Origin of the sequence: Thermogemmatispora sp. (assembly GCF_019683755.1) — a bacterium.
In the GTDB taxonomy this organism is placed as follows: Bacteria; Chloroflexota; Ktedonobacteria; order Ktedonobacterales; family Ktedonobacteraceae; genus Thermogemmatispora.
Window position 1 is genome coordinate 1 of sequence record NZ_JADGHT010000191.1, and the last position, 8,782, is coordinate 8,782.

8 protein-coding genes are annotated in these 8,782 nt (G+C 58.1%); 4 read left to right on the forward strand and 4 right to left on the reverse strand.

Annotated features, from left to right (window positions below; all coding sequences use genetic code 11):
- Positions 1-321 precede the first annotated feature (321 nt).
- Positions 322-807 carry a hypothetical protein gene (locus IRZ24_RS12715; RefSeq protein WP_297164813.1) on the forward strand — a complete coding sequence of 162 codons (486 nt, stop codon included), beginning with the start codon at positions 322-324 and terminating at the stop codon, positions 805-807.
- On the opposite strand, the gene mutM is transcribed toward IRZ24_RS12715, so the two are convergent.
- Entirely contained in the window at positions 801-1,766 is a 966-nt protein-coding gene (gene mutM / locus IRZ24_RS12720; RefSeq protein WP_297164815.1) for a bifunctional DNA-formamidopyrimidine glycosylase/DNA-(apurinic or apyrimidinic site) lyase, read from the reverse strand. The genes IRZ24_RS12715 and mutM overlap by 7 nt on opposite strands.
- A 117-nt stretch (positions 1,767-1,883) precedes the next feature.
- Complete coding sequence (locus IRZ24_RS12725; protein ID WP_297164817.1) at positions 1,884-2,558, reverse strand: DUF3267 domain-containing protein; 675 nt, start codon at positions 2,556-2,558, stop codon at positions 1,884-1,886.
- Between the two features lie 230 nt (positions 2,559-2,788).
- On the opposite strand from IRZ24_RS12725, the gene IRZ24_RS12730 reads away from it, so the two are divergent.
- Complete coding sequence (locus IRZ24_RS12730; RefSeq protein ID WP_297164818.1) at positions 2,789-2,971, forward strand: hypothetical protein; 183 nt, start codon at positions 2,789-2,791, stop codon at positions 2,969-2,971.
- A gap of 13 nt (positions 2,972-2,984) precedes the next feature.
- Positions 2,985-3,941 carry a ribonuclease Z gene (locus IRZ24_RS12735; protein WP_297164820.1) on the forward strand — a complete coding sequence of 319 codons (957 nt, stop codon included), beginning with the start codon at positions 2,985-2,987 and terminating at the stop codon, positions 3,939-3,941.
- Here IRZ24_RS12735 and IRZ24_RS12740 read toward each other — a convergent pair.
- Positions 3,938-4,981: an alpha/beta hydrolase gene (locus IRZ24_RS12740; RefSeq protein WP_297164822.1), complete on the reverse strand. Its 1,044-nt coding sequence runs from the start codon at positions 4,979-4,981 to the stop codon at positions 3,938-3,940. The two genes, IRZ24_RS12735 and IRZ24_RS12740, sit on opposite strands and share 4 nt — an antisense overlap.
- Positions 4,982-5,421: 440 nt before the next feature.
- Positions 5,422-6,951: an alkaline phosphatase family protein gene (locus IRZ24_RS12745; RefSeq protein ID WP_297164824.1), complete on the reverse strand. Its 1,530-nt coding sequence runs from the start codon at positions 6,949-6,951 to the stop codon at positions 5,422-5,424.
- Positions 6,952-7,355: 404 nt separating this feature from the next.
- On the opposite strand from IRZ24_RS12745, the gene IRZ24_RS12750 reads away from it, so the two are divergent.
- The gene (locus IRZ24_RS12750) at positions 7,356-8,627 is read left to right on the forward strand and encodes a cytochrome P450 (protein WP_297164826.1); all 1,272 of its coding nucleotides are present in this window, start codon (positions 7,356-7,358) and stop codon (positions 8,625-8,627) included.
- Positions 8,628-8,782: the final 155 nt, after the last annotated feature.

Genomic DNA, 8,782 nt, shown 5'->3' on the forward strand with positions numbered 1-8,782 from the left:
CTACATTCTTGCTGCAAGTATCCTTCCTCTGCATTTTCACGTGATAACAAGAATTTATCTTTTATTGTCAGCAGAGAGCCTGAAGCACGCTCAGGGGAGAGTCGGGCCAGCCCCTTATCCTCGGACTTGCCAGACGCCCGTTTCAGATGTATCCTGCCTGTCAGTATAGAGTGAAGACCGCAGGAGAGCTGAGTGTGCCGCAACAAGCGAGTCAACCAGGGTCGCTGCTAGCTCGCGCTTTTTTTGGCGCTCTGGTGCACTCCACCCACATTGGAAGGATCACGACAATGCCTTGTGAGAGAAGTTCTGAGGGATAAGCTTATGAGCAGATCTTTGCATATGGGCCTGGGTATTTTGCTCGCGGGGCTGGCTATGCTCTGGCTGCTCCTACTCAGCGCCTGCGGCCCGACGGCTAATCAGCTCTCGCCCGCAGCAACGGTGACCATTAATCCCGCTTTCCAGGCGAGTACTTCCCCCCTTCCCACCGAGCCACCTTATCGCTGCGGCGCCTGGGCTTCGAACAATGCTCCTACTCCCACGGCGGTGATCACAATCTACGCCCGCCTGACCAAAAATCTCCAGGGCGTGGCAGGCGCAACCGCAACGGCAGTGGTTCATTTTAGCAGCGGCGATTTGACGCTGACACAGCAGCCGACCAGCGATCAGGGGGGCTATGTGCGCTTTACTCTCCCTCTGGCTGGTCGCCAGCCGCGCAATGTGCCAGCGACGGTCGATGTGACCTTTACTAATATCCCTGGAGGACCGGCCAGCTTGCGCTGCAGCCCGGCTTTCTTTACGCCTCAGTAAGGTGCTGGCTGGCAGGTCGGACAGAAATGCGTGCCCCGCTGGGCAACGATGATGCGCTGAATGGGCGTACCACAGCGTCGACAGGCTTGGCCTGTGCGCTGATAAACCTGCATGTGAGCATAGTTGCTTCCGGCCTCCCCCCAGAGGCCGCGATAGTCGTTGAAGGAGGTTCCTCCATGCTCGATGCCAAGCTGGAGCACGGCAACGATAGCCTGGCGCAAGATTGCCACCTCCTCAAAGTTGAGGGTGTCGGCTCGGCGCAGTGGATGGATGGCCGCCAGATAGAGGGCTTCGTCTGCATAAATATTGCCCAGGCCGGCGATCAGCGTTTGCTCGAGCAGTACCTGTTTTATTGGCCGTTTCTTTCCCTGGAGTAGCTGCCATAGCCGCTCATTTGTGAAGTCGGGGGCCAGCGGCTCAAGGCCCAAACCTGCTAGTGCTTCAGCCTCTTGGGCGCGGGGCCAGAGGGCCAGCTTTCCAAATTTGCGCAGATCGTTGTAGAGCAAGCGCCTCCCATCGGCAAGAGTGAAACAGACACGACAGTAGAATGGCTGATCGTGCTGCAGACAAAGGGTTTCCTCCTGCACCTTTTGGGCTGGCTCTTGACAGCGGCACTGATATTCTTCATTGACGAAGGCCGGCCCGAGGCGCTCCCACCGTGCCCGATCTTGCTGCTGGAGGTGACAGTCAAGGCGCCAGCCCGGAGGCAACACCAATAGGTTACCAGTCATGCGCCGATGAATGGTTAAGAGATAGTCGCCACTGAGATCCAGCAGCAATAATTTGCCGCGACGGCGCACGCCTTCAATGCGCCGTCCGACGATTATCTGGCAAAACGTGGCGCTATCGGGCCGGGCAATGCTTCTTTCCCAGAAGACCTGCGCTTCAATGATGCAGGCGCCAACAAGCGCAGCTCGCACCTGGCGAGCAGTATATTCAACCTCAGGTAGTTCTGGCATAATCGCTATTCGCTCACATCGCACATAGATACTCGGGTGCAAAGTCGCCTGAGTGGGCACGATGGTCAGCTACCTGCCCCTTCCCGGTGCGTCTTTGTCCCTGCTGCATAGTATGCCTCAGTTTGTCCGGGCCGTGGTGCTGAGGTCGAGCTGATGGGGGAAAATTTCCCATATGCGGAAGCCCAGTTCGGTATCCTCAACACAGAGGTGGGATGGATAGCGTAGGAGCAGAAAGATCGCCAGCAGGTCGCCGGCACAGCCGGAGAGATGGCCAGCCCCAGCCAGCACCAGATAGGGAGCCGTCATTGGCCAGCAGAACATGAGCAGAGCCAGGAGCAAGGACAAGACCAAACAAGGGGCCAGCCCCACAAGTAGATAGTGGTTGCGCCGGAAGAGTTGGTTACGCGCTCCGCAATAGAGAGCTACGGGCAAACGCAGGCCATAATAGGGTTCTCCTCCCCAGAAGCGGAAGACCAGTCCATGCAGCAGCTCATGGAGGGGCAGCAGGGCCAGATAGATGGCGCTGCTGATGCCGATCCAGATGAGCAACTGCAGCCCATCGATGCTACCTGTGGACCAGCCAGGGAGAGCACGCCAGGCAAGGGCCAGCAGGGCCAGGGCGCTAAAGCCTATCAGTCCAATCAACAAGAGGAGCAAACTGAGCAGTGTCAGGGGATAGAGCAATGGCGGCTCTAGTAGGGAGACCTCTCCTCGCAGCAGCGCCAGGCCAGCATCGAGAGCCGCCTGGAGCTCGTGACGTCTTTGGGGATGGAAGCGATCAATCACTCTCACGGAAACGCCCGCTCCTTACTATGTGGTTCTCACTTGCTTGGAACCAGACTTCCGCAGATTGATAATATCACAGCAGCTGTGCGCCCTGATAGGGGAGAGAGAAGGCTATAGGGCGTGGCCGGGCATTGTGGCATGACCTCAGTTTGGGTACAGCGCTTTTGTTATGCTGGTTGCAAAGGCCTGTCAGGCGTGCTACCATACGAGGGAAACGGCGCGAAAGGATGCAAGCTATGCGGCGGATTCCTGCCCTCGCCTATCTGGCAGCTGCCTTGCTGATCTTCTGGCTTTTGCTGGCCACGGTGATGGTCATTTCTGGGTTCCCTTTCATCGTGGTGACACTCTCACTTAGTAGCGATCTGGTAATCTCTCTTTTTGTTCTTGGGCTGGCCTGGGCCTACCAGAAAAATCTCTGAGTGCGAACGAGCGATGATTGACATCTGCATGCTGGGAACAGGTGGGATGATGCCTTTGCCGGGACGCTGGCTTTCGTGCGTTTTGGTGCGCTGTGGCGCCACCTTGACATTGCTGGACTGCGGTGAGGGAACGCAGATCCCTTGGAAGAGCCTGGGCTGGGGCTTTCGCCAGCTCGGAGCTATTTGCTTAACCCATATGCACGCCGACCATGTGGCCGGTCTGCCAGGGGTGCTCTTTATGGTCGCTCACGCTGGACGTACGGAACCGGTGCTGCTCTATGGACCGCCTGGGACGACCTATGTGGTTGAGGGTTTGTTACGCATTGCAGGTGAGCTGCCTTTCCCGTTGCAGATAGAGGAGCTACAGGGAGGTGAGCGGCTGGCCCTGCCTGGGGGACTGCAAGGCTCTTGCGCCCCCGCTCAGCATGGGGTGCCCTGCCTGGCCTACCGTCTGGAGTTGCCCCGCCGTCCTCAATTTCAGGTGGAGCGTGCTCAGGCGCTGGGTCTGCCTGTCCAGTACTGGTCTCGCCTGCAGCGCGGCGAAAGTGTCGAGTATGAGGGGCGGCTGATTACCCCGGATCAGGTGCTTGGCCCCCCGCGACGGGGTATCTCTCTGGCTTTCATTACTGATACACGTCCCACAGCCAGGCTCACTGCTTTCGCTCATGACGTCGATTTGTTGATCTGCGAGAGTATGTACGATGATCCTACAGATCTGCCTCTAGCACGCGCTCATGCGCATATGCTGGCAGAGGAAGCTGCCCGCCTGGCTAAGGAGGCCGGGGCTCACGCCTTGCTGCTCACTCACTTTAGCCCTAAGATTCATGATCCTTCCAGCGCAGAAAAAGCAGCCCGGCGCGTCTTTCGTGCAGCACGGGCTGCCCGAGATGGAGAAATTTTGACGCTGAGCTATCCACCAGCCCCCGGCGAGCCGCAGGAACGCTCGCTGTCTCAGGAGCTTGCTAACTAGCTAGCTTCCGATAGATCGGTCACTTCTTCCGCCATCGGCTGCGCGGAACGTGGGAGCACTGCTCCTGCGCCTTCGCCTTCGATCAGTTGCAGACGAGGACGCGGCTTCTTTAGGTGCTCTTCGAAGAAGGAGAGCACCTTGTTGACATAGGCACGCCGGTCGGCGAAGTAGGCGCCGCAGTGGTCAGCTTCGGGTACAATCCATAGCTCCTTTGGGTCACCGGCCGCCTCGTAAAGGAGTGGCGCATCGCGCGGGTCAACTAGCGAATCTTTGCCGCCGTGGATGATGAGGATGGGACGCGGTGCAATCTTGCCAATATCACGCAATGGCGCCACCTGGTCGAAACGGTAGCCCGCGCGCCACCAGAGTAGGTAGTCGGCGACCCAGGTGAAGGGAGCGGCGGGCAAGTGTAGAACGCGATGAACGTTGTAGTCGATGACGCTCCAGTGTGTGGCAAAAGAGCTGTCAGCGACAATGGCTTCTACGTCCTGGCAGCGGGCGCTGCACATAATGGCTACTGCAGCCCCCATCGAATAGGCAATGACTCCTAAGCGCGCCTGTGGAGCCCTCTCTTTGGCATAGGCCACCGCTCCCATGAAATCGTTGATCTCGCGATAGCCCAGGGTAACTGGTTTGCCGACCTCCTGCCCATGTCCGTAATATTCAAAGACAAGCACGTTGTGACCAGCTTTCCAGAGATGGGCACACATGCCCAGGACATCGGCCATGCCCGAGCGATAGCCAGGACAGACCAGGATGGTCGTCGTGGCCCCCGGGTATGGAATGTACCAGCCGTTGACCATGTGGTCGCTGTTGGGCGCCGGGAAGGTCACTGCCTCGGCAGGCAGCTCAAGCTCAAATGGAGAAATCTTGTAGAGGTCCGCAAAGCTAACGATCTTCTTAGGACGGATCAGCGTTTCTACTACATAGACTGCTACTGTGAGGATGAATCCCGCCACTCCGATGACGCTCCCCAGGCCGCCAACCAAAAGCTGCTTCAGAGAAGGCTTGCCGACGCGAATCTTGCTCAACTCTATCACAGAGGCCGCCAACCTTTCTACTCGCTAGCTGATTGGCCCAGAGGGACGAGATCAGACTTGCCCAGAGGGACAGCTGAGCTTACTAGTATAGACCTTGTGCTTGCTATGATTCGGCAACTCGCTCGCCAGACAGCCAAGGCGCAGGAGTTTCTGTTCGCTCTGAGAGCCAGTATTTGCCCTCCTTGGGATGCTTCTACTACGCGAAAGGCGCAAAAAGCTCCCTGCACCAGCCTGGCAGTTGCGAGTCGGTGCATGCTCTTGTAGCTGAGCTTCCACCACCACGGCTTGCCCCACCCAGAGAGAAATAGAGGCAGCGGCATACTGCTCGGCCCTTTCGGCCTCCACCGCTGCGGCCATTCAGGCAATTCGAGGCTGCTATCGCTATCCTGATAGCAATCGTAGCTAGACATCACTGATAAATTAGCTCATTAGCTATGATACTATATCGAGGAGGGGCTTGCAAGGGGCGCCCCGCTGCCAAGAAGCAGGCGCCCGCTGAGGTGCGCAGGCACCGGAACCTTGAGCGCGGTTAGAACGGTCGGCACAATGTCGTAGGCAGAGACGGGCTTGAGTACGGCTCGTGCCAGCCCTGCCCCGTAAAGACAGAGCAGCCCATCGGGATGATGCATACCACAGTATGGTGTTCCGGCACTCCATACGTGTCGACGCCCCGTGGCCTGGGAGAGCAAAACTCCATCGTGAGCCAGAAGCATGAGACGGCGTCTCGGCTTGGCCGGTAGTGCTGATGTTCCACCGGTAGCGCAGGCTTCTTCACGGTAGATGTCTCCGATGGCAGGATAGGCTGTCACTGGGTCAACCTGCGCCTGTAGATCCGCGATGAGATCTTCAATGTGCCTCTCTGTCAGGTAGTCGGCAAGAGCGATGCTGGCATAGCCTCCCAATGGGGATGAGGCCGGCATTAGCGAGAAGGGTCTGTTCGCCAGGACCGGCCCAGCAGGCTCTTGCTCTGCCAAGGAGCCGTCCAGGTGGGCAGCTCGCCAGCGCCGCCGCGCCGGAAGAGGAAGCAATCGCTGAGACAGCAGGCGCAACCCGCAGACCCGCCAGGGGTCTATTCCTCTCCAGTTGCCGGCTCCGGCGACCCCTTGACTGCTGGGATTGCCCGCCTTGGGACTGAGAAACTCGCCTGTATAACGCATCAGATATTCTTTGAGATGAAATGTGCGTTTGATGCTTTGGAAGCTATAGGGCGAGAGCAGAATCAGGAGATCGGAAGGTTGTAAGGCTGCCAGTGCCTGCCCAAGTAGTTCATCCAGCAGGACATAGCAGGCAACAACGTCACTGTGGAGATCGAGTATACGATCCCAATAAAGATGTTGCAGCAAATCGATTTCTTGAAGTACAAAAAGACAGCAGTCCCACGCTTCGCGTAGTAGCAGGTTCAACAGAGCTCGGCGCTCTTCCAGAAGGCGCCGAATCTCCGCCAGGGGCTCCCTGAACCAGGAGGCCACTCCGCGCCATGTGGGCATGAGCTGATAGTCCGGGATGACTTCTAGCAGCCTGACGGCAAAATCAGGCGGGTAGGTAAGGCCGGCATAAAATGCCGGTGCTGGAGGGCCACTGAGCATGATGCCATTGATGGGACAAGGCGGGTAGGTTGCGGGCACATTAGCGACGATGACACGCCGTCCCCAGGCGCTGAGGAGATTCCATAACGGTTCGTCCTCCTGCTCCTGATGGCGCGAGGAGAGCGAGACTGGAGGTGAGGCCACGACCTGGAGCAGACAGCGATCACATCCATCATAGCCCGGAATCAGGCCTTGCCGCTTAGGCGGAAGACCGGTGACGATGGCTTGCCAGCGTGTGATTGCCGCTGGCGGCAACGGGGCCTGTAGCAGGGCATGCGTTCCCCCCTCGTAGATCTGCCGCAGATGGGGAAGCAGTCCTTGCGCCATCAGCGGTTTCACAATACGCAACGTCAAGCCATCCACCCCAATAAGCAAGACCCGCATGATTCCCCTCAAAGTGCTGTACTGTATTATACTTGACATATATCGCCTTTGGAGAGCAGGGATCTGTCAAGATCTGGTTAATGCCGGGTGCGATCGATAAAGATTTCTCCATAGGCGGCTGCTTGATTGAAGAGGACGACTCTGTCTCCTCTGCCTGGGATATCGGTAGGAGCACGGCCAGGATAGCTAGCAAAGCCTTGCCACCGCCGGCGAGACGTAGATTGTCTTCGTCCCGAGCGCTGTGATAGGGTAAGTAGAGCAGGAGTGAACAGACTCTTCCTCAGGATCTGAAAGGCAGCACGCTAATCGTGATTACCAGGTAGGCCTGATCGCCGTCCGGTCTGTCACTTCTCACGTTTCTGTTGCGAGAGTAGCAGCCTGGTCTGCAAGGAGCAGCAACGACGATGCAAAAGTACCAGAATGATAGCCAGCGTCTCACCTTAAGCGATGTCCAACGGCCAGAATACCTGGCCAATCCCTATCCCCTCTATCACCGTCTGCGTGAGCGCGATCCCATTTACTGGGATGAAGAGATGAACGCCTGGGTGCTGACACGCTATGCCGATGTGGTAGCTGTACTGCGTGATCCGCGCTTCTCCTCAGCCTGGGGCACGCTAGAGACAGCCTGGATGCCCGAGGAGCTACGCCCTCAGCTGGAGCCGGCCCTGCGCGCTGTTTCACGGCAGATGCTCTTTCTCGACCCCCCTGATCACTCGCGCATCCGCGGTCTGGTGGCACGCGCCTTTACACCACGTATGGTAGAAAGTTTGCGGCCACGCGTGCAACGTCTCGTCAATGAGTTGCTAGACGCGATACAGCCCCAGGGACGTATAGAGTTTGTTGCCGATTTTGCTTATCCACTGCCAGCCATCGTGATCGCTGAAATGCTGGGTGTGCCAGCCGAGGATCGCCAGCAGTTCATTGCCTGGACCCAGGATTTCGGTCGGCTTCTGGACGGCAGCGATCTGAGTTTTGAGGAGCTTCTGAAGACGCTCAGCAGTATTGCGGAGTTTCTCGACTATTTCCGGCGTCTGATTGAGCAGCGGCGCAAGGCTCCGCGCAATGACCTACTGCAGGCACTCATTATGGCTGAAGAGCAGGGGGACCGCCTCACTGAGGAGGAACTGCTTGGGAATTGCATCTTGCTGCTTGCCGCCGGTCATGGTACTACTACCCATCTGCTTGGGAACGGCCTCTATGCTCTTTTACAGCATCCTGAGCAACTTCAACTGCTGCGAGATGATCCTAGTCTGGCCCCGACGGCAGTGATGGAGCTTTTACGCTACGATAGCCCGGTACAGCTGACTTCGCGCCGCCTTAAGACCGATGTGGATTGGACTGGGCGACGCTTCAAGGCCGGCGAGGAGGTGCTGACAGTGCTCGGCGCAGCGAATCGTGATCCTGAGCAGTTTCCAGAGCCTGATCGGCTCGATCTTCGTCGCGCTGATAATCGCCATCTGGCTTTCGGACATGGTCCGCATTTCTGCCTGGGGGCCCCACTGGCCCGTTTGGAGGCTGAGGTGGCCTTTACTACGCTGCTGCGACGCTTGCCCGAACTGCGCCTAGAAACGCAGGAGGTTGAGCGCCTTCCGTCAATGGTCTTCCGCGGTTTCAAGGCCTTGCCGCTGACATTTGCAACAGTCTTGCCAGCAACAGGGGGACCAGGGGAAGGCTAACCCGAGGCCACAGCGGCAGCGAGTATTGCTTGCTGCGGCAGACTGACGATCTCTTTCGCATAGATGAGCAGGGACTGGCCTGCTCGCATCGGCAAGGAGGGGGGGACTGGCCAATCCCAGTAGTCGGCTCCCGCCCCCGGTAGCAGTGAATAACC